Below are 26,413 nucleotides of genomic sequence, written 5' to 3' on the forward strand. Positions count from 1 at the left end.
ATATTCAGCGGCTGCGTGGGTCGAGGGCGTCTCGAAGGCCGTCGCCGAGCAGGTTGAACGCGAGCACGGTGATGAAGATGGTGACTCCGGGGACGACCATGAACATCGGTGCGTCCTCGTACCGGGGAGTGGCGCGCGCGAGCATGCCACCCCACGAGGCGGTGGGTTCCTGCACGCCGACGCCCAGGTAGGAAAGGGCGGCCTCGAACAGGATGTTGGTCGGGATCAGCAGCGTGGAATACACCAGGATCGGACCGACCAGGTTGGGCAGCAGCTCCTTGAAGATGATGTGCCGATCGGTGGCCCCGAGGCTGCGGGCGGCGTCCACGAACTCCCGCTCGCGCAGCGACAATGTCTGGCCGCGCACGATGCGGGCTATGTAGGGCCAACTGAAGAAGCCGATCACGAAGATCAGCACGGTGACCCGGAGCGTGTCGCCCTTGAGGCCGAACGCCTCGCCCTGCAGGCTGCTGCCGATCGCGATCGCGAACAGGAGCAGCGGGAAGGCCAGGAAGACGTCCATCGCGCGGCTGATCAGCGCGTCGATCCAGCCGCCGAAGTAGCCCGCCACGGTGCCCAGTACGACGCCGAGGACCACCGACAGCAGGGTGGCGAGGAAGGCCACGAGCATCGAGATGCGGGCGCCGTAGACGATGCGCGAGAAGATGTCCCGGCCGTTGACCGGCTCCAGACCCAGTGGATGGTCCCAACTGGCGCCGCCGAAGCTGCCGTTGGGGATGTTCAACACCGGGTCGAGCAGATCGTCGTGGTACTCGGTGGGATCGCCGCCGATGAAGGAGGTGATCACCGGGGCGAAGATCGCCACGAGTACCATGAAGATGATCACCACGCCACCGGCCATCGCGACCTTGTCGCGACGGAATCGGGCCCACGCGATCTGGCCGAGGGAACGACCCTCGATGCGGACGCCGGCGGACTCGGCGATCGCTTCGGGGTGCGCCTCTCGGGCCACACCGGTGGTCTCGATCGGTGCCGTCATGGATCGACCCTCCCCGCTCACGGATGCGACGGCGGCTCGGGATCGCCGATCCCGTCGCCATACCCGGCATTGCGATCCCGATGATCTTCGGGATCTGTCGTCCGGGTGAGACTCCTCCGTGACGGGGGTCACCAACAGGGGTCGCGGAATACCTTTACTGAACCGTGATTACGAAGCGCCGATTCGCTGGTTGATCCGCGTAGATCGGTCACGAAATCACAACAAGGCAGCGTTTGATGACGTGACGTCAGTTTTTTGGGGGCATCAGTGTCTGTTGCCCGATGTCGCCACTGTGTGCCGATCTTCGCTCACTGCGTGTTGCGGGCCGCCTCGTCGAGCATGTCGATGCCGATGAACGGCCGGGTGTGTTCGCGCATCCACGCGGCCACCGGGTCGAACGGGTCGTCCAGGGCGACCGAGGACAACGTCAGGCCGGCCGGCGCGGCGGCCGAGGCACGTTCCATCGCATCCCGCATGCGCTGCATCGTCGCGGGCTGATTGTCCGTCAGGCGCAGGCCGATGACGAGGCGTTCGGGTCCGACGGTGGGTCGCACCCAGGCCCGGTGCGCGGCTCGCACCACCTGGGTCTGGAACAGTTGGCCGCCGAGCACGGCATAGAACGCCGGGTCCCACAGGGTCGGTTCGCCCACCTCCAGGGGGCCCGCCAGCAACCGGTCCAGGCCGCCGACGATCCGCCGCAGGTCCAGGTGGGGCACGCCGACGCCGCCGCCCTGGACGTGCGGATTCAGCCACAGGCCCCAGTGGTCGGTGTACAGCGAGGAGGCGATCTCGGTGACCGGACAGATTTCGAACGAGCGATCCCAGCCACTGAGACGAAGCTGTTCCTCGGACGTGAACGCCGGGGCGTAGCGCCACCCGGCCACGTCCATGTTCCCGTACTGCGCGTCGGGACTGCCCGGTTGCCCCTGCCACAACAGCATCCACACCCGGGCGCCGGTGAGCGCTTCGAGCAACCGCTCGTAGGCGTCGTAGCGCCCGGGCGCCACCTGGCTCAAGGCCTGCTCGACCTGGTTCACGACGTCCTCCCCGAACCCGAATGATGTACCGATGAGCGGATCTCGACGAATGGGCGCACGGCGGTGCCGGACGCCGGCTCAGCGCTGGTCGGCCCGCAGGTAGAACGGCTCGGTCCGCTCCAGCATCCAGTCCCCCACAGGATCCTGCGCAACGTCCAGAAGCACCACGTTCACCGGCCACGGGCAGGCGGCCCGGCCGAGCGCGCGCTCCAGGGCGCCGACCGCGATCAGGCGGTCCTCCTCCTGCCAGCGGTCCAGTTCGACCCCGATGAACAGGCACGGCGGGTCCGACTCGATCTCGCCCAGGCCGCGTCGCGCGCTCAGGATCACCGGCGCGTGGGTGAACTCGGCGGCGGCGGCGATCAGGAACTCCATCGGCTCCTCGTCCGGCTCGTACAGCCGCACTCGCGCGCCGCGCGGGCCCCCGCCGGGCAGCCGGGCCAGCTCCAGTACGCCCGGCGGCGGAATCGGGATGCCCACCTCGCCGCCCGGGTTGATCGCGATGCCCACGTGCGGCGGCAGCCCGCGGGCGAACTCGCGCAGCGGCGCGACCGTGCACGCCATCGGGCCCGCGACCCGCCGGAACTCCTCCTCCGAGGAGAACACCGGCACATACGGCCGGCCGTCGATCTCGGTGGTCGGCAGCGTCAGTTCGCTGTCGGCCGGGTTGCCGCCCTCGGGCAGCGGCACCCACACGTCCGCCTCGGCCAGGGCCTCGAAGAGAGCCTCGGCCCGGGACGGGTCGTGCATCGCCGCGACGAGCGCGCTCTCCACGGGATTGGCCGGGAACGGCATGGTGGTGCTCCTCTGGTGTCCGCCGCAGTTTACGACTCGGTCGACAGCCGCCGTCGGGACTGTCCGGGTACGGGGTCTGCGAAAACGATCCGGCTGAGTGTTCGGGCGGCCGGGCGGTCGAGCAATACGCACGAGGTGAAGCCGCCCGGGGCGGACGCCAGGGCGGGGCCCGCGTCCAGCCACGGCGTCAGTCGGGCGAGCAGTTCGCGCCACTCGCGGTGATGTCGGGCGAACACCGGTGTGGAGACCCCGCGCCCGCGCGCGCGTTGGCCGGAAAGCGCCTGATGGGCGGTCACGTCCAACAACAGGGCGTGCGCCGAACTGCCGCGCCGACGGGCGGCGAACACCAACACCCGACGCAGGATCGGATTTCGGCCACTGTCGTGCACGACCACCGCGCCGGGCCCGCGCAACGCCCGGGCCACCTCGCCGTAGTGCGAGAGCCGCACCAGCGGCCGATAGGCCCGGTACGGAATGCGCCCGGCGCGCACCGCCCAGCGAGCCCGGACCAGGTCGGCGTCCAGCACGGCCACGGTCGGCCCCGGGGTGACCACCCGGGCGAGCAACGTGCTCTTGCCGGCCCCGGGCAGGCCGGTCACCACGAGCACGCACGAGGCCGGATAGGCCAGTACGTCCACCACCCGGTCGCCGATCCGCTCCCCCGGGCGATCGCGCTCCTCCCGGAGGTCGTGCACGGACCGGGGCATCAACACGCCGCCCTTCGCGGCGCCGGTATGCGCCCCCGCCGAGTCCGTCTCCACGAGCCCTCCCTTGTCCCGAACCGTCCTGCCCTGCGCATGGTGTCGCACCCGCGCGCGCGAGCGCGTCGTGGCCATCCCTCGAAAACGGCGGCCCGCGAAGCCGGCAGTCCTCGAAATCGGCGGCCCCGAAGTCGCGACCCGCGGACTCGACGGGTCCCGGCCCCGGCCCCGGCGGGGGATTGACGACACGCGCTAGCATGCCGGGCACAACCTCATATCGGCCGTCGACCCCACGCGGAAGAGTCCTCGCCCACGAGCGGGGCGCCGAAGGAGCAACTCCTCCCCGGAATCTCTCAGGCACCGATACCGCATGGGTCAGGCACTTCTGGAAAGCAATCGCACCGCTGGTGCGGTTCACCCACGGTGCAAATCACTGTTTCGCGCGGATGCGCTCGGCAGCGATGAAGCTCTCAGGTTCCGATGACAGAAGGGGAGGGCACCCCACTTTTCGACCGATCTTGGTCGAAAAGGGCTGTAAGCCATGGCAGGGAGCCCCCTTTGTTGTCGTATTCGCCGCACCGCTCGACCCCTTTCGCCGCCCTCCGCGCCGACACCCGCCTCCGGCCCGCGCGCCGCGCCTCGTGCGCGCCGACCGGACCCGCGGCCGTTCGCCATGCCCCCGACCGGCCCGCGCCCCTCGGGTGTTCCCGCCGGCGCCCCCTCGAAGGAGCCCTCGCATGACCACCGACCGCCGGACCCCGCTCGACGCCGTGCACGACGCGCTCGGGGCCACGATGACCGACTTCGCCGGTTGGCGGATGCCGCTCCGGTACGGAAGCGAGCGCGACGAGCACGCCGCGGTGCGCACCACGGCCGGCCTGTTCGACCTCACCCACATGGGCGAGATCGAGGTCACCGGCCCGGACGCCGCCCGTGCGCTGGACCACGCCCTGGTCGGTTTCGTCTCGAAGATCGGGATCGACCGCGCCCGGTACACGATGATCTGCACCGAAGAGGGCGGCATCGTCGACGACCTGATCGTCTACCGGCTGGGCGACGAGCACTTCGTGGTGGTGGCCAACGCGTCCAACGCGGACGTGGTCGCGGGCAGCCTGAAGTACCGCTCGGAGAACTTCGACGCCGCCGTGCGCGACGCCTCCGAGGAGTACACGCTGCTCGCCGTGCAGGGTCCCGCGTCCACCGCGATCGTCGGCTCGCTCACCGACGCCGACCTGCCCGCGCTCAAGTACTACGCGATCCTGCGCACCGAGGTCGCCGGCGTCCCGGTGCTGCTCGCCCGCACCGGCTACACCGGCGAGGACGGCTTCGAGTTGTTCGCCGCGCCCGGCGACGCGGTCGCGCTGTGGGAGGCGCTGCTCGCGGCCGGCAAGCCGCACGGCCTGGTGCCGGCCGGGCTGTCCTGCCGGGACACGCTGCGCCTGGAGGCGGGCATGCCGCTGTACGGCCACGAGCTGACCCGGGAGACCACGCCGTACGAGGCCAACCTGGGTCGGGTGGTCCGGTTGGACAAGCCCGAGGACTTCGTAGGCCGCGACGCGCTGGCCGCCGCGCAGGAGGATGTGCGCCGCACGCTGGTCGGGCTGACCTCGCCGGGCAAGCGGGTCCCGCGCGCGGGCTACCCGGTGGTGGACGCGGAGACCGGCGAGCGGGTCGGCGAGGTCACCTCCGGCGCGCCCTCGCCGACGCTGGGCGTGCCGATCGCGATGGCGTACGTGGCCGTCGAGCGGGCCGAACCGGGCACCCGTCTGGCCGTGGACATCCGCGGCAAGGCGGAGCCGGTCGAGGTGGTCGCACTGCCGTTCTACAAGCGGGCCTGACCCTCGACCGACGGCGCCCTCCACCCACACGGGCGCACGGCCGGCGGCACAAACCATTACAAACCCACCTGCGGAACAGACTCACCTCATTCGAATGGAGAATGGACCCGTGCACGCACCCCAGCACCTGCGCTACAGCAAGGAACACGAGTGGCTCGACGAGGCGGCCTCCCCCGCCCTCGTGGGCATCACCCAGCACGCGGCCGACGCGCTCGGCGACGTGGTGTTCGTCCAGCTTCCCGAGGTCGGCCAACAGGTCGTCGCCGGCGAGCCGTGCGGCGAGTTGGAGTCCACCAAGTCGGTCAGCGACATGTACGCGCCCGTCTCCGGCGAGATCGTCGAGATAAACGACGCGGTCGCCGAGGACCCCGCTCTGGTGAACTCCGACCCCTTCGGGACGGGCTGGCTGTTCAAGGTGCGCATCGACGGCGAGGCCGAGGGCCTGCTGTCGGCCGACGAGTACGCCGCGTTCTGCGGCGAATGATCGAGATCGACCCGATCGAGGAGCTGACAACCGTGACGATCCTGGACCGTCCGCTGAGCGAGGTGGACCCGCAGGTCGCCGCCGCCCTCACCGACGAGCTGCACCGCCAGCAGAACACCCTGGAGATGATCGCCTCCGAGAACTTCGCCCCCGTGGCGGTGTTGGAGGCGCAGGGTTCCGTCCTGACCAACAAGTACGCCGAGGGCTACCCGGGCCGGCGCTACTACGGCGGCTGCGAGCACGTCGACGTGGTCGAGCAGCTCGCCATCGACCGGGTCAAGGACCTGTTCGGCGCCGAGGCCGCCAACGTGCAGCCGCACTCGGGCGCGTCCGCGAACGCCGCCGCGATGTTCGCGCTGCTCACGCCCGGCGACACGATCCTCGGCCTGGACCTGGCCCACGGTGGCCACCTCACCCACGGCATGAAGATCAACTTCTCCGGCAAGCTCTACAACGTGGTCGCCTACCACGTCGACGAGAAGACCCACCGGGTCGACATGGAGGAGGTCGAGCGCCTGGCCAAGGAGCACCGGCCCAAGCTGATCATCGCCGGCTGGTCGGCCTACCCGCGGCAGCTCGACTTCGCCGAGTTCCGCCGGATCGCCGACGAGGTCGGCGCGTACTTCATGGTGGACATGGCGCACTTCGCGGGCCTGGTCGCCGCGGGTCTGCACCCCAGCCCCGTGCCGTACGCGGACGTGGTCACCACCACGACGCACAAGACCCTGGGCGGCCCGCGCGGCGGCGTCATCCTGTCCAAGGCGGAGTACGCCAAGAAGATCAACTCGGCGGTCTTCCCGGGCCAGCAGGGTGGCCCCCTGGAGCACGTGATCGCGGCCAAGGCGGTGGCCTTCAAGGTCGCCGCGTCCGACGACTTCAAGGACCGCCAGCGGCGCACCCTGGAGGGCTCGGTCGTCCTGGCCGAGCGGCTCACCCGCAAGGACGTCACCGACGCGGGCATCACCGTGCTCACCGGCGGCACCGACGTGCACCTGGTCCTGGTCGACCTGCGCGACTCGGAGCTCAACGGTCAGCAGGGCGAGGACCGGCTGCACGAGATCGGCATCACGGTCAACCGCAACGCGGTCCCGTTCGACCCGCGCCCGGCCATGGTCACCTCCGGCCTGCGGATCGGCACGCCGGCGCTGGCCACCCGCGGCTTCGACAAGGCCGACTTCGAGGAGGTCTCCGACATCATCGCCGAGGCCCTCCTCCCCGGCTTCGACGACGCCCGCAAGGCGGCCCTGGCCACGCGCGTCACGGCTCTGGCGCAGAAGCACCCGCTGTACCCGAACATCTGATCCCATCGCGCGGATCCACGTTCACACCGACGGCCGCGGGGCACTCGCCCCGCGGCCCCGCGGCCGTTTCGCGCCGGCCGCGCCGGGCGCCCGGGATCAGCGACCGGTGAACTTCGGCTTCTCCTTGGCCACGAAGGCGCGCATGCCGGTGGAGCGGTCCTCGGTCGCGAACAGCGCGGTGAACTGCAGGCGTTCGATCTCCAGGCCGGTGTCCAGGTCGACGTCGAGGCCGCGGTCGATCGCCTCCTTGGCCGCCCGCAGTGCGTAGACCGGGCCGTTGGCGAACTGCGTGGCCCACTTCACCGCCTCGGCGTAGACCTCCTCGGCCGGCACCACCCGGTCCACCAGGCCGATCGCGAGCGCCTCGGCGGCGGCCACGAAGCGGCCGGTGAAGATCAGGTCCTTGGCCTTGGCGGGGCCGATCAGCCGGGGCAGCCGCTGGGTGCCGCCGGCGCCCGGGATGATGCCCAGGGTGATCTCCGGCTGGCCCAGCTTCGCGGTGTCGGCGCACACCCGTACGTCCGCGCACAGCGCGAGTTCGCAACCGCCGCCGAGCGCGAAGCCGGTGATCGCGGCAACGACCGGCTTGGGGATCTCGGCGACCGCGGTGAACGCGGACTGCAGCGCGGCCCCCCGGTCGACCATGTCGACGTAGGTCATGTCGGCCATCTCCTTGATGTCCGCACCCGCCGCGAACACCTTCTCACCGCCGTAGAGCACGACCGCGCGCACGTCGGCCCGCTCGCCCGCCTCGTGCGCCGCCGCCCGCAACTCCTCCTGGAGTTGCCGGTTCAGCGCGTTCATCGGCGGCCGGCTCAGCCGGATGGTGCCGACGCCGTCGGCCACTTCCAGGTTGACGAATTCGCCCATGACGCTCTCCTTTGGTCAGCCCTGATGTACCGGATCCGACCTTAGGCGCCGGCCCCCCGCGCAGCCGAGACGGGGCCGCGGTGCGTCGGCGCGTCAGGACGTCGATGCGTCAGTGCGTGGGTGTCGTGGTCGTCGGCGCGCCGCCGCCCGGCGTACCGCTCGCGATCCACTTGTCCCACGGCACGTTCCAGTCGCCGAAGCCGTTGTCCGGGTCCACGGTGCGCTCGTCGGAGCCGGAGATGTCCACGACGTCGCCCGGAATCACCCGGTCGTACAGCCACTTGGCGTTCTCCTTCGTCATCGAGACGCAGCCGTGGCTGGTGTTCTCGCTGCCGAAGACACTCGGATCGGCCCAGTAGTTGCCGTGCACGAAGGTGCCCGACGTGGTGATCCGCATCGCGAACGGCACGTCGTCGATGTCGTACTCGCTGCCCAGGCCCACGGTCTGCGAGTTCATCCGGGTCTTCTCGAACTTCTCGGTGATCGCCATCTTGCCGTTCCAGGTGCTGTACTTCGGCGACTTGCCGGCCGTGATCGGGATGGTCTTGATCAATTGGTCGTTCTCGTAGACCTTCATCGTGTGCGCCTGCACGTCCACCATGGCGATGCGCTTGGTGGCGGCCACCTTGAAGCTGTAACTCTTGAACTGGTTGGCGATCGCGCCGTCGCCGACGTCGACGCCGCGCAGGTTCAGGTTGACCTTCACGTTCGTGCCGGGCGCCCAGTAGTCCCTGGGCCGGTAGTCCACCCGGGTGTTGTCGAACCAGTGCCAGGCACCCTCGACCTTGGGCTCCACCTCGACGGACAACGCCTTCTCCACCGCGGCCCGATTGCGGACCGGGTAGTCGAAGGTCAGCGACACCGGGAAGCCGACACCGACGGTCGCGCCGTCCTCGGGGCTGAACCTCGCGGTGACCTTCTTGTCGCCGGACACGGTGCCGAACGTCGCGCGGGCGGTGGTGGGCGTGTTGTCGGCGTTGGTCGCGGTCGCGCTGACCGTGTACCTGCCGCCGAGGGTGAAGGCGACCTTGGGCTTCCAGGTCTTGCCGTCCGGGTCGAGTGCGCCGTCGACGGGTTCGTTCTGCGCGTTGACGACCTTGACCTCGCCGAGCTTTCCGCCGTTGACCGCGATGGTGATCGGCGCCTGCGGATCGATCGCGGTCGCGCCGTCCGCCGGGGTCAGCGTGATCGCGGCCGGATCGGCGCCCTTCTTCCGATCACCCTTGGCCGTGGAGGTGTTCCCTCCCTCGGCCTTCCGGCCCGAGTCCTTGCCGTCGTCGGAGCTGCAACCCGACACGAGCAGGAGCGCGCCGAGCATCAGTGCGGGCACCACACGCCATCGGGCCGGCGACCGCTTCGACGAGAGCGACTTCGATCCTGCTGACATGAACGGGTAGTCCCTTCATCCGGAGCCGAGCCGTGACCCGGCCTGGGCCGAGAACCACATCTCACATCCCATGTGACGAATCGAACATCCAACGCGGTTCCGAAGTCCCGGGCACTCGCGGGCAAATGCGGTGATCCGTGCCATCCTCTGGGACAACGGGCGTTCGTTCACCGCGAGCGCGCCGCGCACACGCGCCTCACCGGGCCCGCCGATCGGCCGCCACCAGTTCGTGGACCAGCGCCGGATCCGGGTATCCCGGCCGATCGGCCCCGCCGGGGGGCAACTGACGGATGATCAATTCGTACTCCCGTTCGCCCGCTCGGGGCAGGGGAAGGGTCGGGGGCTGTGGCAGGACCGTGATGATCCGCTGGAGATCCGTACCCTCCGCGGCCTCCAGCAACCACTCCCACGTGTCACCCGGCGAACCGTCCCCGCCGGCGCCGCGATCGAGGTGCAACACGGTGTGCGCGCCTTCGAGTACCGCGCCCAGTCGTCCCGGGTCGCACAGGTCGCTCACCGCGACCCGAATGCCGGCCGCGCGCAACGCGCCGACCGCGCCGCGATCGCGGACGGTGGCCCGCACCTCCCCCGCCGAGTCCGCGAGTTCGAGCGCGACGGCACGACCGAGGGGCTGATCGGCTCCGGTGACCACGACGGGCATGACGGCAACCTAACCCAAACCCGGCCTTCGCAAAGCTCGCGTGCGGACGGAAGCAGGCGCCGTCCGACGGGGGCTCGCGAAGCGACTTGAGGCGCTTGCCCGCGCTCCGCCGGCAGGGAACACGGCCATGGTCACTCACCGTTCATCGATAAAGCCATGAAATCCGGCCACAATGGCCGAAACCATTGAGCCGGTAGGCGGAAATCCGACCTCGGCCACAACCCTGCGTATCGGCGCTCGTTGGATGTTCAGGGCTCCCATGTCACTCTCCCGGGGGAAGCCGGGCCGGACGACTGGATTTGTTGTCACTGTTTGCGACAGCTTGTTCACACGAAGTCGCCTCGGGGTCCGGATCGTTCGCCCCCCGCGGTGACCCGTGCACCTGATGGGATGCCCCGGGCCCCGCCCGGATCCGCAACACACGGAGGATCCAGATGAACCGCAAGCTCGGTACCCTCGCCGTCGCCCCCCTGGCCGCCGGCCTGCTCTTCCTGGGCGCCGGCGCCGCCTCCGCCGACGGCGGCAACGGAACCGTGGGCGACAACGGCTCGACCGCCTCGACCACGACCTCCACCACCAGCAACAGTGGCAGCGGGAACGTGCTCGGCGGCGTGGACGGCAACTACAACGCCACCCAGCAGAGCGCGACCGGCGCGGGTGCCTCGAATCAGAACAACACCGCGGGCGTCAACGGCAACTCGGGCGTAGTGGTGATCGACCAGGGCAACGCCGGCGGCGCCCACCACTGGCACCCCTGGTTCTGAGCAGACCCGATCGGCCGCACCGACCCGGCCGATCGTCACTCCGCTGCGGCGGCCTCCCCCGGGGGATGCCGCCGCAGCGGCGTATCGGGGCGGGGCCGGCGCGGGCGGATCCGGGCGCGGGCGTGTAGGCGTGGGGCCCCGGCGGGAACATCCTGGGGACCGGGACGGGAGGCGGGCCTTGACGCTCGAGTGGGAATCGACGGACCCCGAGGTCGACACGCGTGGCGTGCTCGGCCGATCGGCCGCGGCCAACGGCCATGTGCCGCCGCCCTGGCCGGGCCGCCGACTGCCGCTAGGTGCGCGCTTCGACGGCGCGGGCACCAACTTCGCGCTGTGGGCCGGCGACGCGGAGGCGGTCGACCTGTGCCTGTTCGAGGACGGGCCCGACGGGACGCTGCGGGAGAGCCGGTTGCCGCTGCGCGAGCAGACCTTTCGGGTCTGGCACGGCTACGTGCCGGGCGTACGACCCGGGCAGCGATACGGCTACCGCGTGCACGGGCGCTGGGATCCGGCGCGCGGTGCCCGCTGGAACCCGGCCAAGCTGCTGCTGGACCCCTACGCGCGGGCCGTGGACGGCGATTTCGTGCTGCACGACGCGGTGTTCGGGCACGTGCGCGGCCGGGACGACACGGTGCGCGACGATCGCGACTCGGCGGCGTACGTGCCCAAGTCGGTGGTCGTGGCGGACGACGCCGACTGGTCGCAGGACCGGCGGCCGAAGATCCCGTGGGCCGAGAGCGTCATCTACGAGTTGCACGTCAAGGGCTTCACCGCACGCCACCCGCGCATCCCGGACCACCTGCGCGGCACCTACGCGGGCCTGGCCCATCCGGCGGCGATCGACCATCTGGTCCGGCTCGGGGTGACCGCGGTCGAGTTGCTGCCGGTGCATCAGTTCGTGTCCGAGGAACACCTGTTGCGCGGCGCCCGGACCAACCACTGGGGCTACAACACGGTCGGCTTCTTCGCGCCGCACGCCGGCTACAGTTCGGCGGGCGGGCGCGGCGCCCAGGTGCACGAATTCCGGGACATGGTGCACACGCTGCACGCGGCCGGGCTGGAAGTGATCCTGGACGTGGTCTACAACCACACCGGCGAGGGCGGCCCGGCCGGACCGACGTTGTGCTTTCGCGGCATCGACAACGGCGGCTACTACCGCCTGGCCGACGGGGGTCGGCACTACACCGACTTCACCGGCTGCGGGAACACGCTCAACGTGGTCCAGCCGCACGTGCTCCGGTTGATCACCGACTCGCTGCGCTACTGGGTGATCGAGATGGGCGTGGACGGCTTCCGGTTCGACCTGGCGGCGGCGCTGACCCGGTCGACGCACGACGTGGACAAGCTGTCCTCGTTCCTGACCGTGATCGCGCAGGATCCGGTGCTGTCCCGGGTCAAGCTGATCGCCGAGCCGTGGGACCTGGGCGCCGACGGTTATCAGGTGGGCGCGTTCCCGCCGCTGTGGACCGAGTGGAACGACCAGTATCGGGACGCGGTCCGCGACTTCTGGCGCGGTGCCCGCCCGGACGTGCGCGGGCTGGCCTACCGGCTGTCCGGCTCGTCCGACCTGTACCAGCGCGACGGGCGCAACCCGTACGCCTCGATCAACTTCGTCACCGCGCACGACGGCTTCACCATGCGCGACCTGGTCACCTACGAGCGCAAGCGCAACGAGGCGAACGGCGAGGACAACCGGGACGGCACCGACAACAACCGGTCGTGGAACCACGGGTACGAGGGCGAGACGTCGGATTCCAACGTGGTCTCGCTGCGCAAGCGGCAGATCCGCAATCTGATGACCACCCTGCTGCTGTCCACGGGGGTCCCGATGATCACTTCGGGCGACGAGATGGGCCGCACCCAGGCGGGCAACAACAACGCCTACTGCCAGGACAACGAGCTGTCCTGGCTGGACTGGTCGGCGCTGGACTCGCCGCAGTGGCGACCGCTGCTCGATCTGACCGCGCGGCTGATCCGACTGCGGCGGGCGCATCCGGTGTTGTGCCGACGGGCGTTCTACTCGGGCCGCCCGGTGGCACCGGACGGGTTGCGCGATCTGGCCTGGTTCACACCCGGCGGGCGCGAGATGACCCGCAAGGACTGGTTCGCACCGACCGCGACGCTGGGCATGTACCTGTCCGGCCTGGACATCGACCGCCGGGGCCCGCGCGGCGAGCGCATCGTGGACGACAGCTTTCTGTTCATCCTGCACGCGTCCTCGCAGCCGATGCGCTTCACGCTGCCGGACGAGCCGTGGGCGCACAGCTACGAGGTGGTCCTGGACACGGCGCTGGAGGGCGACCCGATGGCGCGGTACAGCGAGCCGGTCGCGGGTGGCAGCGGACTGCGGCTGGCCGGGCGCTCGGCGATGTTGTTACGGGTCGAGCACGCGGTGTGGGCGCCCACCTAGCTTTTCGGCCCGGTCCCGCGGCGGTGCGCGGTCGGTGTGGGGCGCCGGGATGGCCGGGAACGAACGTCCCGATGACCGGGTGTGAACGCCGGGATCGACGCGCGCGGGCAGCGCCGACCCGGGCCGTACGCTCGCGTAGGGTGGAGGTATTCACCCCGGCAGCCGCCCGTCCGGCATCCGCTCGCCCGGCATCTCCTCGCAGCGAAGGACCGCGCACCATGACGTCCCCGACGCCGATCCTGGTCACCGCCCCGAACTTCCGTGACGCGGGTGGGCACGCCACCGCCGACGGCCGCAAGGTGCGCACCGGCCTCGTGTACCGCTCCGACGGCCTGGGCGAGGTGGATGCCGCGGACGCCGCGACGCTGCTGCGGCTGGGTATCGGCCTGGTGATCGACCTGCGTTCGGACACCGAGCGCGACCGCGAGCCGGACCGGGTGCCGGCGGGCGCCGAGCTGTTGATCGCGGACGTGATGGGGCGGCAGAACGACGAGCTGTTCGGCGAGGTGTTCGCCGACCCCGACCGGGCGGGCGAACTGCTCGGCGGCACCGCCGGGCGCGACCTGATGTGCGAGGTGTACCGGCGCTTCGTGACCACCGAGGGCGCCCGGGCCGCCTACCGCGAGGTGTTCGCGCGGATGGCGGCCGTCGAAGTGCCGACGGTCTTCCACTGTTCGCAGGGCAAGGACCGGACCGGGTGGACCTCGGCGGTGCTGCTGACCCTGCTCGGGGTGCCGCGGGCGACCATCGTCGAGGACTACCTGGCCAGCGCGAAGCACCTGGAGGGCAAGAACGGCGAGATCCTCCGGCACATCGCCGAGCGCGGCTTCGACCCGGCGCACCTCAAGCCGGTCTTCGACGTGCACGAGGACTACCTGAACACGGCGTTCGCGGCGGCGGAGGAACGGTACGGGTCGGTCGAGGGCTATGTGCGCGAGGGCCTGGGGCTGACCGACGCGGAGGTCGCACGGTTGCGGGACCGGTTGTCGACGCACTGACACGCTCGTCGCCGTGCGCCGGGGGTGGGCCGGATCGGGCCGGTGCCCCCGGCGGTGCGCGATTGCATCAGCCGCGCGGCGGGCCCCAGGGCGGCGGGGGCCGGTGGTGGCCGGACGGTGGCCGCTGCCAGGCCGGGTGTTGTTGCGGATCGGGCGCCCGGTACGGCGGAGCCGGCGCGCCGGGCAAGCCGGGCGGGAAGAATCCCTGCGGGGGCTGCGGCTGCCACGGGGCGGCCTGGTTCGGGAACAGCGGCATCGGCGGCGGGACCGGCTCCGGCCGGCGGGTCGGATGCGGTCCGCCGCGGAAGGTGACGCCGTAGCGGCTGCGCACCCGGCGGATCTCCCACAGCGACATCACGGTGATGGTGACCGGGCCGCCGAGCGTGCCGATCAGCCGTACCCCGGTCGGCAACGCGCCCTTGCCGCCGCCGTCGCCGAGGTCGACCAGCGCGCCGCACCAGGAGAGCCAGGGCGCGATCACCGCGGGCAACAACGGGTGTCCGTCCACGGCGCGGAACAGGTGCTGCGGAATCGCCCGGACCGCGAGGAACCAGAAGCGCAACACCCACACGGACACGGCCAGGCCGAGCACCGTCAGGAAGAACGAACCCACGTCGGCACCCGCGTTGATCTGTTGGGAGCCGTACGCCAGCGCGGTCAGGCCGCCGAGCGTGGCCACCGAGACGACCACGAACAGGCCGAGCGAACGCAGCGGCAACATCAGGCTCTTGCGCGTCTGGGCCCGCACGTCCGAGCGGGTCAGCCCGACGATGATCGCCACCGCGATCGGGCACGCGATGATCGCCACGAACACGGACGCGACGAAACTCGCCATCCAGCCCTGGGCGGCGTCCTCGCCGCCACCGTAGGTCACCGCGATCCAGACCAGTACGCCGAGACCCAGCCAGGACCGGATCGCGCGCACCCGCTCCAGGGTCACGTCCCGCCCGATCAGCCGATAGTCCGGCACGAAGTAACGCTCGGCGACTCGCTTCGGCAGCGGAATCCAGCCGAAGGCGAACATCGCCTTGCGTTCGACTCCGGCGGATCCGGGCGGATGGAACGACTGCGTCACAAGCACGCCTTCCTCGACGACGCGCCCCCGTACAGGCGCCGACTCGCCCCGATGCTAGGGGGTGTCGTCGTCGGCTCGGCCGCCGAGCGCGACCCGCAACGCGTCCGCGATCGGCCGGATTTCGCTCAGCGAACCATCCGCCACGGCGATGATCAGGTCGAACACCGCGTCCTCGTCGAGGAGTCCGACCTCGACGCCGTTGTATTCGAGGAACACCGCGGCGGCCACCAACCCGGTGCGCTTGTTGCCGTCCAGGAACGGGTGATTGGCCACGATCGAGTGCAACAACGCGGCGGCCTTGGCCCACGGATCGGGATAGGCATCGACCCCGAACGCACTCGCCCCGGGCCGGGCCACCCCCGACTCGATCAACCCGACGTCACGAATCCCGGGATTCCCGGTCGTCTCCTCGGCCACGGCGATCGCATCGGCGGCAGTCAGCAAATACACGTCGCTCACGCCTCCTTCAGCCGGCGCAACAACTCCGGATGCCGCTCGGCGAACCGCCGAGCCAAGTCGCGAACCCGCGCGGCCGCCTGCGACTGCTGCTCCTGCTCACCCATGCGCGCACCCTACGACCCCACCACCCGCCGCACGAAGCCGTTTTCCGCACGCCGGGCGTGCCGGGGACGCGCCGGGGGTCCTCACTTCTTCGACCACTTCCGCTGCGGGAGTTCGGTACGGCCCTGCGGGGTGTCGGGGTTGGCGCGGAGCAGGATCGCGATGGGGAAGACGTCCTTGGGGATGTCGAACCACAGGTCTTCGACCAGGGTGTCGGAGGCACCGAGGGTGAACTCGCGGAGTTGGCGCTTGATCTCCATCGACTCCAGGTCCATGCCCGGGCGGCTGCCGTCCGGCAGGACCAGGCGCTGCTCCAGGTTGGCGATCTGCACGGTGGCCAGCGAGCGGTTGGCGATGGAAACCTTGACCCGGCACAGGCGGCCCTGGGCGAAGTGCTCGGCGTGAGTGCCGGTGATCCACTCGATACCGCAGGTCAGGCCCTGCACGGTGAACGTCGCGGGCCCACTGAGCACGTCCGGGGCCTTGACCGGTATCTCCCACTCGCGCATGGTCATCTTCAGCGGCTTGTCCTTCTCCGGCCAGTACAGCGCCGCAGCGCCCGCGGCCAGCCCCGCGCCGATCAGCAGCCCGAGCACGAACCCGATCGCGATCCACTGCCGAATCCGCCGCCGGCACCGGAGTTGCCCGACCACCTCGCCGCGTAACTCCCCTACCTTGCGCCCCACCACGCCCATCCGTCGCCCCCGTCCGCGCGTCCAGGGCCGCATCGTATGGGCGCGCTCCCACCCTTGACGAGAGATATCCGCGCCGAGCCCGATTCACTCCTTCGGGGCGCGGCCGTGCTCGATCAGGGTGGCCGCCGCGCGGATGATGGCGGTGTCGAGCGGGGCGAGCGGGGTGGGAATCGCGTTTTCGGTGGGCGGGACGAACCAGACCAGGGACCCGGTCTCACCGCACGGCGGCGGGAAGGTGACCCACGCCCCCAGGCCGTGCCGACTGGGGCCGCGGTGGTCGCGCTGACGCGTGCGGGCAGGCGAGGTGACCGGGACCAGGAAGCCCATCTTGGCGCAGCGCCGGTCGTGGATCACCGGCCCGACCCGAACTCCCGCGGCCCGCAGGTGCTTCACCACCTCCCGCCCCAACCGCGCATCGATCTCGATCACGTCGAAGGTCTGCCCGGCTGCGACCAGGCGCGGAGCGTACGGATTGCCGGCCGAGCCGGCGGAGTCGGTCATGGCACTGCACACCTTCATCGGGTCGTGGCGGACCCCCGCGAACTCCATCCCAACCCGTCGGACCCGACCGTGGGTGCCACACTCACGAGTTGATGCACTTGCGTCACCTGTTCGGCCCATCCGAAACCGCAAGGCCCACCGAGACCCGTCGGTTCGGGTACGGCTCGCGGTAGGGATCGACCCGGTTCCGCCGACGAAGCGCACGCGGGCGACCGGGAGTCGTCGGCGGGCCGGCGATGGGCCGGGCTACGGCGTGCGGCCTGCCTGGACCAGGCCCGATTCGTAGGCGAAGACGACCGCCTGGGCCCGGTCGCGGACGCCGAGTTTGGCGAAGAGGCCGGTGGCGTGGTTCTTGACGGTCTGCACGCCGATGCTCATCGCCTGGGCGATCTCGGCGTTGTCCAGGCCCGCCGCGATCGACCGCAGCACCTCCACCTCGCGCGGGGTCAGGTCGCGCAACGCGGTCGTCGAGGGTTGCGGGGCCGAAGGGGCCTTGACGAAGGACTCGATCAGCCGGGTCAACAACCTCGGCGCGACCGCGGCCTCGCCCAGGTGCACGGTGTAGACCGCCGCGATCAGGTCCTCGGGCGAGACGTCCTTGGGCAGGAAGCCGATCGCGCCCGCACGCAGCGCGCCGATCACGTACTCGTCCATGTCGAACGTGCTCAGCGCGAGCACCCGGCACTCGGGCAGTTCCTCGGTCAGCCGCGCGGTGGCCTTGACGCCGTCCAGCACCGGCATCCGGATGTCCATCAGGATCACGTTCGGGCGCAGCCGGTGCGCCTCCTCGATCGCCTGGGCGCCGTCGCCCACCTCGCCGATCACCTCGATGCCGGGGTCGGAGCGCAGGATCAGGGCCAGCCCCCGACGTACGAGCGGTTGATCATCCGCGAGCAGCACGGTGATCGGGGATGCGTCCACGCTCATCTGGGTTCCGGTCCTCTCCTGGTTCCATCGGCGGCAGCGGCACGAGCGCGACCACGCGGTACCCGCCGCCGGGTCGCCTGCCCGCCTCCAGCGTGCCGCCATGTACGGCGACGCGCTCGCGCATACCCAGGAGACCGTACCCGCCGCCGGGCATCGTCGGCGCACCGCCGTCGCCGTCGTCGCAGATCTCCGCCACGACCCGGTCCGATCCGTACTCCAGCCGCACGAAGGCGCGCGCGTCGCCCGCGTGTTTGCGCGCGTTGGTCAGCGCCTCCTGCACGATCCGGTACAACGTGAGCGCGGTGGCCGGCGGCAGCGCCCGCGGCTCGCCGAGTTCCTCGTACTCGACGGGCAGACCGGCCGCGCGCGACTCGGTGATCAACCGGTCGATCTGTTCGATGCCGGGCTGCGGCTCCGCGGGCGCCTCCTCGGCGACGTCCGTGCCGCGCAGCACGCACAACAACTGGCGCATCTCGTGCAGCGCCGTGCGGCCGGACGACTCCAGCGTGACCAGCGCACCCCGGGCGGTCTGCGGATCGTGGGCCAGGGTGGCCCGCGCGCCGCCGGAGAGCAGATACATCGTGGTGATGTGGTGCGCCACGATGTCGTGCAGTTCGCGGGCGATCCGCCGGCGCTCCTCGGTCACCGCCCGGTCCGCCAACAGTTGTCGGTTCTGCTCCACCTGGTCCCGCCACCGGCGCACGCCGATACCGGCCGCGCTCGCGACACAGATCGCGAGCAGATAGGTGAGCATCGCCGTCGGCAGCGACCAGCCGATCCGAACGCTGCCCGCCACCTGACTCGCCCACGTCGCCGCACCGGCGACGGCGACCACCCGCGGGGGTCGGTAGCGGGCCACCGAGTACAGCCCGACCGTGATCGACAGGCCGAAGTTGTACGTGGTCGGCGGGACCGTGACGACCAGCGCCAGGTACGACGCGGCCACCGCGAGCAGCACCTGCACCGGATACCGGCGGCGCCCGATCGTCGCCGCGCCGCCCGCCACGAGCAGCAGCAGCGCGAGCACGATCGCCCGCGGCCCGCGGTCGTGATCGGCCGCCAGGAACGAGGCGACGTCGGCCGCGGCGCAGCCGAGCGCGATCAGCAGGTCGTCGCGCCGCCGCGGGAAGACCCGGCGCCCGTCCGCCGCACCGCGATGGTCGACGCCCATCCGCAGACCTCCTTCGTGGTTCCGCATGGTTCGTATCGACCCATTCCATCCTCTGCGCCCCCTTTCCTGAACCTCATCGAAGACGATCCCCGGCCCCGGACCCCAGTCCTGGTTGCGCGGTACTCCCGGACCGAGGTCCCGGTCCACAGCCGTTCCCGCGGTCGATGTCCGCAGGGGGGTGCGCGTGATGACCTTGAGTCAATCCGGAGTTCCCGTATCGAGCTCCCGCGTTTCGACCCGCCGGCGGAGAAGGAAAATGATCCGTAGAACAACCGCGTTCGCCACTCGTCATCGATGGATGACCATTATCGTCTGGGCGGTATTCGGTCTCGCCCTGACCGCCGTCGGGCAACCATTGATGAACAGCGTCACCGATTCTTCGACCGGCGACTTCCTGCCGAAGAAATACGACTCGGCAGCGGCTCTCCAGATCGCCGAGAAGAAGTTCGACGAAAAGCCGGACCCGAATATGGTGACCGTGCTGGTGGCCCGTGCGGACGGCGCCAAGATCGGCCCGGCGGACCAGAAGAAGGTCGCCGACACCGCGGCGGCGCTGGCCGGGAAGAAGATCGAGGCGGAGCCGGAGCAGTTCGCCAAGGACTTCTCGCAGACCCCGCGCTACACCCCCGGGGTGGTGGCTCCGGACGGGACGTTCCAGCTCGTCTCGATGTCCTTGAGCGGCAATATGAACGACGTCGGTCTCCAGGACGTCTATCGGGATGCCCGTGATCTGGCGAAGACCGATTACGAGGCCGCCGGATTCCGGATCGGATTCACCGGTGGTCTCGCGACCACGATCGACAACATGGACGAGACGGAGGACACCGAGGCCCTCGTCGGCATGTTGACGATGGGTCTGATCATCCTGCTGAACGTGGTGGTTTTCCGCAGTGTCCTGGCCGCTCTGTTGCCGCTGCTCGCGGTGACGATGATCGGCGGTGTGGCCACCGGCGCGGTGGCCGGCAGCGCGAAGCTGTTGGACATCAAGCTGGACCCGTCCGTGCCGTCGCTGATCACCGTGGTGCTCCTGGGTATCGGCATCGACTACTTCCTGTTCCTGATGTTCCGCTTCCGCGAGCAACTGCGCGCCAACCCCGATCAGGACAAGCGCGAGGCCGCCAGGATCACCGCCGGCAAGGTGGGCAACGCGATCACCTGCGCGGCGCTGACCATCGTGGCGGCGTTCGCCACCCTGGGCATCGCCAGCTTCGGTCAGTTCAAGGTGCTCGGCCCGGCCATCGCGGTCTCGGTGCTGGTGGCCCTGCTCGGCAGCCTGACCCTGATGCCCGCGCTGCTCGCGGTCACCGGTCGTGGGATGTTCTGGCCGGCCCGGGCCTGGAAGAAGGAGCGCCCGGCGGGCTTCGCCGCCCGACTGGGTGAGCAGGTCAGCGCCCGTCCGGTGCGCTGCCTGGTCGGCAGCCTGGTCCTGCTGGGCGCGCTCGGCGCCGGTGTGGTCGGCGTCAAGATGAGCTACGACCAGGAGGGGCAGCCCACCACCAACGCGACCAGGACCGCCGACGAGATCTCCCGCTCGCTCCCGGCGGGCGTGTCCGACCCGCACACCGTCTACGTGCAGACCAAGGCCGGCGGCAAGCTCGACGCCCGCTCGCTGACCGGGCTGACCGGTGCGCTGGGCAAGGTCGAGGGTGTCGGCCAGGTCGCCAAGCCGATCCTCAACCCGGACGGTTCGGCCGCTCGGATCGATGTGTTCCTGGCCGCGAAGGCCGACTCGCAGAAGGCGCGTGACCTGATCACCGGCCCGGTCCGGGGCACCATCGCGAAGAACACCCCGACCGGCGCCGAGGCGCACATCACCGGAACGGCGGCGATCTTCGCCGACGTGTCGGCCTCGGTGAACAAGGACCTCAAGCTGGTCTTCCCGGTGGCTGCGATCCTGATCGCGCTGATCCTGTTCCTGTTGCTGCGCTCGCTGCTGGCGCCGCTCGTGCTGATGCTCGCGGTCGGATTGGGCTTCGTGGCCACCCTGGGCGCCGGCACGCTGGTCTTCCAGCACATGGTCGGCCGGCCCGGTGTCTCCTTCACCCTGCCGCTGGTGTTGTTCCTGTTCGTGGTCGCGCTGGGCACCGACTACAACATCCTGATGAGCGACCGGCTCCGTGAGGAGATGGACAAGCCCATCCCGGCCCGCAAGGCGGTGGCCAAGGCGGTCGAGCACACCGCGCCCGCGATCGCCACGGCCGGACTCGTCCTGGCCGGCTCGTTCGCCAGCCTGGCGGCCAGCCCCGCGACCGCCGAGATCGGCTTCGCCACCGCGGTGGGCATCCTGCTCTCCTCGATGTTGCTCTCCGTCGTCCTGGTGCCCTCGATCGCCGCGATCCTGGGCCGGGGCCTGTGGTGGCCGCGCCGAGGCGGCAAGACCAAAGGGCACGGCGGCGGGACGGGCACGCCCGAGGCGTACGACCACCAGGACCGCACGCTGGTGACCGAGCCGCAGATGGCCGGCGGCTACGGGCCCACGCCGTACCAGGGACAGCAGAACTACCAGGCGCAGCAGCCCTACCCCGGGCAGCAGCCGTACCCGGGACAGCAGCCCTACCCCGGGCAGCCGTACCCGCAGCACTACCGCCCGGACCAGCCGCACGGCTGACCGAGCCGCGGGCTCGCCCCCGCAACGCGACACCCGACCCGAAGGGGGCGGCGCCGGTGACCCGGCACCGCCCCCTTCGGGCGTACACGTCCCGCGATGCGGGGCGAAGGAACGATCGAGCCGATCAGCTCGCCGCCGTCCAGCCCGCCCAGTCCATCGACCAACCGCTCCAGCCGTTGTCGGCGGCGATCACCTTGTCGGGCGAGTTGACCACCTCGACCACGTCGCCGATCAGGGATTCCTTGTAGAACCACGCGGCGGCCATGTTCGGGTCGCCGCCGCCCTTGACGTCCTGCAGGCTCACGCAGCCGTGGCTGGTGTTCTCCTTGCCGAACGGTGGCGGGTCACGCCAGTAGTTGCCGTGCACGTAGGTGCCGCTGACGCTCAGCCGCATGCCGTGCGGCACGTCCTTGATGTCGTACACGCCCTTGCCCAGGCCCACCGTCTGGGAGTCCATGTGCACGGTGGCTTCCTTGGACATGATGGTCATCTTGCCGTTGTACGTGGTGTTCTCCGGGTCGCCCAGGCTGGCCGGCAGCTTCTTGAGCAGCGCGCCGTCCCGGGTGACGGTCAGCGTGTGCGCGCTGTTGTCGGCGACGCTGGTCTGCGCCCGGCCGACGGTGAAGGAGACCTCCTTCTTCTGCTTGCCGTAGACGCCCGGCGAGGTCTGCTTGCCGTCCAGGTCCAGGTGCAGGGTCACCTTCGTGCCGGGCTTCCAGTACTGCTCCGGGCGGAAGTCCAGCCGCTGGTTGCCGAACCAGTGCCCCTTGACCTCGACCGCGGGCTCCGCGGTGACGGTGACGGACCGGTTCACCACCGCCTTGTCCTTGACCGGCTTGGTGAACTCCAGCGAGACGATCATGCCGACGCCGTACGTCTCGTTCGCGTCGATGTTGAACACGCCGTAGTTGGTGTTCTCCGGGGTCAACGTGGTGAACGAGGACTGCAGCGCGGAGACCAGCCCGGCGGCGTCGGTCGCGGTCGCGGACACCGCGTACTTGGTGCCGGTCTGCAGCGCCGCCGAAGGCGCCCAACTGCTCCCGTCCGGCGAGATGACGCCCTCGACCGGCTTGCCGCCCTCGGAGCCGGTCACGGTGACGGCGGTCAGCTTCCCGGCACTGGCACTCACCTTCAGCACGCCGTCGGTGGCCACCGCGGTCGCGCCGTCCTTGGGGACGATGGTCACCACGGCCTGAGAGGTCTTCGGCGCGCCGTCACCGGTGGGCGCCTTGGTCTGGGCGACCGACTCGACCTTGTCGTCCTTCTTGTCCTTCTTCGCGTCCCCGCCGCCGCACGCCCCCGCGCCCAGAAGCGCGACACACACCGCGAGCGCCGGCAGGGCCCTGCGTATCCGTCGTCGCGAGCGAGGTCTCCGTGCACCCGAACCGGATGTCGCCCCTGCTGCCGTGCTGGGCATCGATCTCCCTAAGTCGCTGCTTTACCAGAGGAGATGACGATATTTCCCACCCCCGCCGTTACGAGCCGGCGGTATGAGCTGGATCACCCTCCCCGGTGCGAAACCGTACCCGCGAATCGACCGTCCACGAGTCGACCGTCCGCGAGCCGGATCCCGACGAGCGGACTCGGCGCGCGGATGCCCCGGCCCCCGCCTCACCGCGCCCACGGCCCTGTGACGCGCCTCGGGCCCCGTCGTCCCGAAGGACGGCGGGGCCCGAGGGCGTGGTCACCGCGTCAGCGCAGCGGCATGCCCTCCGGGAAGCCCTCGCTCTCCGGCGGTGCCGCGATCAGGCCGAGTTCGGCCGGGCTCGCGAGCAGCGCGTGGGTCGGCATCACCCGGACGGTGTAGCCGAACGGGCCGGTGCGATCCAGGGCCAGGGAGCCCTCGTAGAACCAGCGGCCGTGCTCGTCCCGCCGACCCGCCTTCAGCGGCGCGACCGTCGCCTCCACGATCCGGTCCGAGTCGTCGACCCGACCGTGCACGACCTGGACCTCGACGTCGACGGGCGCGAGTTCGCCCAGCGAGACGAAGACCCGCAGGTTCAGCGTGTTGCCGACCTCGGGGGCGTCCCCTATCCCGCCCGACTCCACGTGATCGACCCGTACGCCGGCCCAGGACCGCCGCACGTGTGCCTTCCACTCGGCCAACTCCCGCGCGGCCGACCCGATGATCGCCCGGCCGGCGGACGCCGCCGGCGCGTACAGCACGTCGACGTAGTCCTTGACCATCCTGTCCGCGAGCACCTTCGGGCCGAGCGTGGACAGCGTGTGGCGGACCATTTCCAGCCATCGGGTCGGCAGGCCCTCGGGCCCCCGATCGTAGAACCGGGCCGCGACCGAGTTCTCGATCAGGTCGTACAGCGCCGCCGCCTCCAGGTCGTCCCGACGGTCGACGTCGGTGATCCCGTCGGCGGTCGGGATCGCCCACCCGTTCGAGCCGTCGTACCACTCGTCCCACCACCCGTCCAGGATGGACAGGTTCAGGCAGCCGTTCAGCGCGGCCTTCATCCCGGAGGTGCCGCACGCCTCCAGCGGACGCAGCGGGTTGTTCAGCCACACGTCGCACCCGGGGTACAGGTGCTGGGCCATCGCGATGTCGTAGTCCGGCAGGAACACGATCCGGTGCCGCACGTCCTCGCGGTCGGCGAACCGCACCAGCTCCTGGATCAGCCGTTTGCCACCCTCGTCGGCCGGGTGCGCCTTGCCCGCGATCACGATCTGCACCGGCCGCTCGGGGTGCAGCAACATCCCGCGCAGTCTGGCCGGATCCCGCAACATCAGGGTGAGTCGTTTGTACGACGGCACCCGCCGGGCGAACCCGATGGTCAGCACGTCCGGATCGAGCACCTGCTCGATCCAGCCCAATTCCGCGTCGCCCGCGCCACGTTGCTTCCAGGACGCGTGCAGCCGCAGGCGGGCCTCGGTGACCAGCTTCGCGCGCAGCGCCCGGCGCAGCTCCCAGAGCGAGCCCGGCGACAACCGGTCGATCGCCGCCCAGGCCGAGGGATCCTCGGTGAGTTCGACGCCGGTTTCGCGGGCCGCCAGGTCGAGCACGTCGGCATCCACCCACGTGGGCGCGTGTACGCCGTTCGTGATCGAGGTAATCGGTACCTCGGTGGTGTCGAAGCCCGGCCACAGGCCGTCGAACATGCCCCGGCTGACCCGTCCGTGCAACTTGCTCACGCCATTGGCCCGTTGGGCGAGCCGCAGCCCCATCACGGCCATGTTGAACACGCCCGGATCGCCGTCCGGGTAGGTCTCCGCGCCCAGCGCGAGGACCCGATCCACCGGAACCCCCGGACAAGCGAGGTCGCCGCCGAAATGTCGCTGGATCTGGTCGCGTCCGAACCGGTCGATGCCGGCCGGAACGGGCGTGTGCGTGGTGAACACCGTGCCCGCCCGGACGGCTTCCAGGGCCGCGTCGAAGTCCGACCCCTCGGCCTGGGTGAACTCGCGGATCCGCTCGATGCCCAGGAAGCCGGCGTGGCCCTCGTTGGTGTGGAAGACCTCGGGTGCCGGATGACCGGTGATCTCGCAAAAAGCCCGCAAAGCCCGCACCCCGCCGATGCCCAGCAGCATCTCCTGATGCAAGCGATGTTCGCTCGTGCCGCCGTACAGCCGGTCGGTCACCTCGCGTTCGGCGGGCTCGTTCTCCTCGATGTCCGAGTCCAACAGGAGCAGTGGCACCCGACCGACCTGGGCCTTCCAGATCCGCGCGTGCAACTCACCCGTCGGGAGTCCGATGACCACCCGTGCGGGTGCACCGTCGGCACCCCGAAGGAGGGTCAGTGGCAACTCGTTGGGGTCCAGCAGGGGATAGCGCTCCTGCTGCCAACCGTCCCGGGAGAGGGACTGCCGGAAGTACCCGTGGCGGTACATCAGGCCGACACCCACGATCGGCACACCCAGGTCGCTGGCGGCCTTGAGGTGGTCTCCCGCGAGGATGCCCAAACCGCCGCTGTACTGCGGAAGTGCCGCGGTGATGCCGTACTCCGGCGAGAAGTACGCGATCGCCGCCGGCGGCGCATCCGCACTTGTACCGGGCTCCGACAGGGTTTGGTACCAACGAGGTCCGGTCAGGTATTCGTGCAGGTCTTCGGCCGCCACCCGCAGTCGGGCGAGGAAGCGGCGGTCGTCGGCGAGGGCGCCGAGTTTGTCGTTCGGCACGGTGCCGAGCAGGCGGACGGGGTCTCGGCCGACCGAGGCCCAGGTGTCCGGATCGATCGACTCGAACAGGTCGCGGGTCTCCGCGTGCCAGGACCAGCGGAGGTTCATCGCCAGTTCACCCAGTGGCTCCAGCGGAGCGGGCAGAACCGTACGCACGGTGAATCTGCGGATTGCTCTCACGCTGCGACCCTAGCCGGAAGGCGGCAGAACTTGCGACAGTGGATGCAGTGCGCTTGCAAAGCCGGCAAGATCTTGCGGATGGGTCTGGGGGCGTTTTTACACCATATGGACCGTGCCCCGAGCGACTCGATGATCGTTGAACAGCCGGGTCCTTCCGTCCCGCCGTACCGCGGACACACCAGACATCCACCGTCCACGGTCGCGGGCCGGGCCCCACCCGGTCCCCGCCTGGTGGTCGCGTCACGAGCAATGGCCGCCGCGCAGCGGTGAGAGGTGGACCCGAGCGATCCCACCGGTCGCCGCCGGGTCGGTTTTCCGCCACTC

At 70.3% G+C, this 26,413-nt stretch carries 22 protein-coding genes and 1 riboswitch; of the genes, 7 read left to right on the top strand and 15 right to left on the bottom strand.

Annotated elements, in window-relative coordinates:
- Positions 1-4: 4 nt before the first annotated feature.
- The 4 genes from ACFXMF_RS06270 to ACFXMF_RS06285 form a co-directional block, all read right to left on the bottom strand.
- The gene (locus tag ACFXMF_RS06270; protein ID WP_360317296.1) at positions 5-1,000 is read right to left on the bottom strand and encodes an ABC transporter permease; all 996 of its coding nucleotides are present in this window, start codon (positions 998-1,000) and stop codon (positions 5-7) included.
- 308 nt (positions 1,001-1,308) lie between these two features.
- Complete coding sequence (locus ACFXMF_RS06275) at positions 1,309-2,037, bottom strand: enhanced serine sensitivity protein SseB C-terminal domain-containing protein (RefSeq protein ID WP_360317294.1); 729 nt, start codon at positions 2,035-2,037, stop codon at positions 1,309-1,311.
- 78 nt (positions 2,038-2,115) lie between these two features.
- Complete coding sequence (locus ACFXMF_RS06280; protein WP_360317292.1) at positions 2,116-2,832, bottom strand: enhanced serine sensitivity protein SseB; 717 nt, start codon at positions 2,830-2,832, stop codon at positions 2,116-2,118.
- A gap of 29 nt (positions 2,833-2,861) precedes the next feature.
- Positions 2,862-3,593, bottom strand: a complete 732-nt coding sequence (locus ACFXMF_RS06285; protein WP_379988366.1) for an AAA family ATPase — start codon at positions 3,591-3,593, stop codon at positions 2,862-2,864.
- A gap of 225 nt (positions 3,594-3,818) precedes the next feature.
- A riboswitch (glycine riboswitch) is annotated at positions 3,819-3,912 on the top strand.
- A gap of 358 nt (positions 3,913-4,270) precedes the next feature.
- Here ACFXMF_RS06285 and gcvT point away from each other — a divergent pair.
- The 3 genes from gcvT (at position 4,271) to glyA (ending at position 7,156) form a co-directional block, all read left to right on the top strand.
- The gene (gcvT, locus tag ACFXMF_RS06290; RefSeq protein WP_360317287.1) at positions 4,271-5,371 is read left to right on the top strand and encodes a glycine cleavage system aminomethyltransferase GcvT; all 1,101 of its coding nucleotides are present in this window, start codon (positions 4,271-4,273) and stop codon (positions 5,369-5,371) included.
- A 109-nt stretch (positions 5,372-5,480) separates the two neighbouring features.
- Positions 5,481-5,855, top strand: a complete 375-nt coding sequence (gcvH, locus tag ACFXMF_RS06295) for a glycine cleavage system protein GcvH (protein ID WP_360317285.1) — start codon at positions 5,481-5,483, stop codon at positions 5,853-5,855.
- A complete protein-coding gene (gene glyA, locus ACFXMF_RS06300) occupies positions 5,852-7,156 on the top strand; it encodes a serine hydroxymethyltransferase (RefSeq protein ID WP_379988365.1) in 1,305 nt (434 codons plus the stop codon). The genes gcvH and glyA overlap by 4 nt, the downstream gene beginning before the upstream one ends.
- Before the next feature lie 96 nt (positions 7,157-7,252).
- On the opposite strand, the gene ACFXMF_RS06305 is transcribed toward glyA, so the two are convergent.
- The 3 genes from ACFXMF_RS06305 to ACFXMF_RS06315 all read right to left on the bottom strand — a co-directional run bounded on the left by ACFXMF_RS06305 (position 7,253) and on the right by ACFXMF_RS06315 (position 10,074).
- Positions 7,253-8,026: an enoyl-CoA hydratase-related protein gene (locus ACFXMF_RS06305; RefSeq protein WP_360317283.1), complete on the bottom strand. Its 774-nt coding sequence runs from the start codon at positions 8,024-8,026 to the stop codon at positions 7,253-7,255.
- 109 nt (positions 8,027-8,135) lie between these two features.
- Entirely contained in the window at positions 8,136-9,413 is a 1,278-nt protein-coding gene (locus ACFXMF_RS06310) for an Ig-like domain-containing protein (RefSeq protein ID WP_360317281.1), read from the bottom strand.
- Positions 9,414-9,609: 196 nt separating this feature from the next.
- A complete protein-coding gene (locus ACFXMF_RS06315; RefSeq protein ID WP_379988364.1) occupies positions 9,610-10,074 on the bottom strand; it encodes an NAD(P)H-binding protein in 465 nt (154 codons plus the stop codon).
- A 434-nt stretch (positions 10,075-10,508) separates the two neighbouring features.
- Between ACFXMF_RS06315 and ACFXMF_RS06320 the strand changes: the two genes are divergently transcribed.
- From ACFXMF_RS06320 to ACFXMF_RS06330, 3 genes are all read left to right on the top strand, one after another.
- A complete protein-coding gene (locus ACFXMF_RS06320) occupies positions 10,509-10,838 on the top strand; it encodes a hypothetical protein (protein ID WP_379988363.1) in 330 nt (109 codons plus the stop codon).
- 178 nt (positions 10,839-11,016) lie between these two features.
- Positions 11,017-13,248, top strand: coding sequence for a glycogen debranching protein GlgX (glgX, locus tag ACFXMF_RS06325; protein WP_379988362.1), 2,232 nt, complete (start codon positions 11,017-11,019; stop codon positions 13,246-13,248).
- A 218-nt stretch (positions 13,249-13,466) separates the two neighbouring features.
- Positions 13,467-14,246, top strand: coding sequence for a tyrosine-protein phosphatase (locus ACFXMF_RS06330; RefSeq protein ID WP_360317275.1), 780 nt, complete (start codon positions 13,467-13,469; stop codon positions 14,244-14,246).
- A 67-nt stretch (positions 14,247-14,313) separates the two neighbouring features.
- Here ACFXMF_RS06330 and ACFXMF_RS06335 read toward each other — a convergent pair whose 3' ends face one another.
- The 6 genes from ACFXMF_RS06335 to ACFXMF_RS06360 all read right to left on the bottom strand — a co-directional run bounded on the left by ACFXMF_RS06335 (position 14,314) and on the right by ACFXMF_RS06360 (position 19,176).
- A complete protein-coding gene (locus tag ACFXMF_RS06335; protein WP_360317273.1) occupies positions 14,314-15,321 on the bottom strand; it encodes a hypothetical protein in 1,008 nt (335 codons plus the stop codon).
- 54 nt (positions 15,322-15,375) lie between these two features.
- Positions 15,376-15,780: a type II toxin-antitoxin system death-on-curing family toxin gene (locus tag ACFXMF_RS06340; RefSeq protein WP_360317271.1), complete on the bottom strand. Its 405-nt coding sequence runs from the start codon at positions 15,778-15,780 to the stop codon at positions 15,376-15,378.
- Positions 15,781-15,965: 185 nt separating this feature from the next.
- Positions 15,966-16,568 carry a hypothetical protein gene (locus ACFXMF_RS06345; protein WP_379988360.1) on the bottom strand — a complete coding sequence of 201 codons (603 nt, stop codon included), beginning with the start codon at positions 16,566-16,568 and terminating at the stop codon, positions 15,966-15,968.
- Between the two features lie 93 nt (positions 16,569-16,661).
- On the bottom strand, positions 16,662-17,078 hold the full coding sequence (locus tag ACFXMF_RS06350; protein WP_379988359.1) for a hypothetical protein: 417 nt from the start codon (positions 17,076-17,078) through the stop codon (positions 16,662-16,664).
- Positions 17,079-17,324: 246 nt separating this feature from the next.
- Positions 17,325-18,005 (bottom strand): response regulator transcription factor, encoded by a 681-nt coding sequence (locus tag ACFXMF_RS06355; protein WP_360317262.1) that lies wholly within the window; start codon positions 18,003-18,005, stop codon positions 17,325-17,327.
- Entirely contained in the window at positions 17,962-19,176 is a 1,215-nt protein-coding gene (locus tag ACFXMF_RS06360) for a sensor histidine kinase (protein ID WP_379988358.1), read from the bottom strand. The genes ACFXMF_RS06355 and ACFXMF_RS06360 overlap by 44 nt, the downstream gene beginning before the upstream one ends.
- Before the next feature lie 298 nt (positions 19,177-19,474).
- Here ACFXMF_RS06360 and ACFXMF_RS06365 point away from each other — a divergent pair, with 298 nt between their 5' ends.
- Positions 19,475-21,784, top strand: coding sequence for an MMPL family transporter (locus tag ACFXMF_RS06365; RefSeq protein WP_379988357.1), 2,310 nt, complete (start codon positions 19,475-19,477; stop codon positions 21,782-21,784).
- Positions 21,785-21,908: 124 nt separating this feature from the next.
- On the opposite strand, the gene ACFXMF_RS06370 is transcribed toward ACFXMF_RS06365, so the two are convergent.
- Both ACFXMF_RS06370 and glgP read right to left on the bottom strand, forming a co-directional pair.
- Positions 21,909-23,108, bottom strand: a complete 1,200-nt coding sequence (locus ACFXMF_RS06370; protein WP_360317256.1) for an Ig-like domain-containing protein — start codon at positions 23,106-23,108, stop codon at positions 21,909-21,911.
- A gap of 368 nt (positions 23,109-23,476) precedes the next feature.
- A complete protein-coding gene (gene glgP / locus ACFXMF_RS06375) occupies positions 23,477-26,089 on the bottom strand; it encodes an alpha-glucan family phosphorylase (protein WP_360317253.1) in 2,613 nt (870 codons plus the stop codon).
- Between the last annotated feature and the right edge of the window lie 324 nt (positions 26,090-26,413).

It is taken from the genome of Embleya sp. NPDC059213 (genome assembly GCF_042754445.1).
Lineage (GTDB): Bacteria > Actinomycetota > Actinomycetes > Streptomycetales > Streptomycetaceae > Embleya.

Bases quoted from the DNA above. Each gene is read 5' to 3' on its own strand.
- ACFXMF_RS06270 (WP_360317296.1), bottom strand. From the start codon at position 1,000: ATGACGGCACCGATCGAGACCACCGGTGTGGCCCGAGAGGCGCACCCC.
- ACFXMF_RS06280 (WP_360317292.1), bottom strand. From the start codon at position 2,832: ATGCCGTTCCCGGCCAATCCCGTGGAGAGCGCGCTCGTCGCGGCGATG.
- gcvT (WP_360317287.1), top strand. From the start codon at position 4,271: ATGACCACCGACCGCCGGACCCCGCTCGACGCCGTGCACGACGCGCTC.
- glyA (WP_379988365.1), top strand. From the start codon at position 5,852: ATGATCGAGATCGACCCGATCGAGGAGCTGACAACCGTGACGATCCTG.
- ACFXMF_RS06305 (WP_360317283.1), bottom strand. From the start codon at position 8,026: ATGGGCGAATTCGTCAACCTGGAAGTGGCCGACGGCGTCGGCACCATC.
- ACFXMF_RS06310 (WP_360317281.1), bottom strand. From the start codon at position 9,413: ATGTCAGCAGGATCGAAGTCGCTCTCGTCGAAGCGGTCGCCGGCCCGA.
- ACFXMF_RS06315 (WP_379988364.1), bottom strand. From the start codon at position 10,074: ATGCCCGTCGTGGTCACCGGAGCCGATCAGCCCCTCGGTCGTGCCGTC.
- ACFXMF_RS06320 (WP_379988363.1), top strand. From the start codon at position 10,509: ATGAACCGCAAGCTCGGTACCCTCGCCGTCGCCCCCCTGGCCGCCGGC.
- ACFXMF_RS06330 (WP_360317275.1), top strand. From the start codon at position 13,467: ATGACGTCCCCGACGCCGATCCTGGTCACCGCCCCGAACTTCCGTGAC.
- ACFXMF_RS06350 (WP_379988359.1), bottom strand. From the start codon at position 17,078: ATGACCGACTCCGCCGGCTCGGCCGGCAATCCGTACGCTCCGCGCCTG.
- ACFXMF_RS06355 (WP_360317262.1), bottom strand. From the start codon at position 18,005: ATGAGCGTGGACGCATCCCCGATCACCGTGCTGCTCGCGGATGATCAA.
- ACFXMF_RS06360 (WP_379988358.1), bottom strand. From the start codon at position 19,176: ATGGGCGTCGACCATCGCGGTGCGGCGGACGGGCGCCGGGTCTTCCCG.
- ACFXMF_RS06365 (WP_379988357.1), top strand. From the start codon at position 19,475: ATGACCATTATCGTCTGGGCGGTATTCGGTCTCGCCCTGACCGCCGTC.